Genomic DNA, 872 nt, shown 5'->3' with positions numbered 1-872 from the left:
TCCATCCGCAGTTTGTTGTTGGCCGGCGTGCGCAACACGTTGCGTCTGTAGTTGTAGCGGGTTACATGATCTTCATGCCGCGAGTCATGCAACGCATGGGCGATATAGGGCCGGTCCGGGTTACCCTGTTCAAACGCGATCGCCACTTCGGTTCCCTGGAGCAGCGGCCAGTGGAAACCGTAGCTGTTACCGGCATACGGGCGGGCTAAACGCACCCACAGGCTTTCGCCTCCCAGCGGCCACTCATCCAAATCAAAATCAAACTTGACGCGGTAACGGCCCATTTTATCGATATGGCTGTAGGTGTCGTTCGGCCAGTCGCTGGTCACCCGCGCCGGCACCGTGCCGGATATCACCGGTCGTTCCCGCAGTGCCGGCCGGTAGCTCAGGATTTCGCTGTAGGGAATGCCACTGAARCTGACCAGATAGTTGCTGTCACGCCGGGCACTGCTTCGCATGGAGACAATCAATACCCCCGCTTTTCCCACCGCGGCCGGTCTCTCCCCTTCCAGCTCCAGCACTAAGCCGGGGACCAGCATCGGGGAAGAACTTTGACCCCGGATCAGGTGCTGCCGGTACAGATCGCGCTCGTGATGCARACGGGCATAAAATCCCGCCGTTTCCGGGGCGGGCTGGATCTGTTCTCCCTTGGTCAGAACGTTATCGCCATAGCGATACACTTCACCAATCACGGTAGTATCCCGATCCCGGCCGACCTGATATTGCAGGTCATTGCCCGCTTCCCGGTAGTTGTAGTCCCGCACCTTCACCCTTTGCGTGACCACCCGATGTTCAACGTGCAAATCCCACACCGAATCACGGTCGTTGTGATTCATGCCCGCCGGGTCACGTAACGGTAAACGCACGTCGTA

The 872-nt window shown here is 58.7% G+C and carries 1 protein-coding gene; it reads right to left on the bottom strand.

Features of this window, described 5'->3' with window-relative positions:
• The coding region (locus tag D3222_RS24805; protein WP_232832682.1) for a type VI secretion system Vgr family protein at nucleotides 1-836 on the bottom strand (836 nt) is incomplete at its 3' end.
• Nucleotides 837-872 lie beyond the last annotated feature (36 nt).

It is taken from the genome of Photorhabdus sp. CRCIA-P01 (assembly GCF_003545805.1).
Classification (GTDB): Bacteria; Pseudomonadota; Gammaproteobacteria; order Enterobacterales; family Enterobacteriaceae; genus Photorhabdus; species Photorhabdus antumapuensis.
This window is presented reverse-complemented; position numbering and strand designations above follow the sequence as displayed.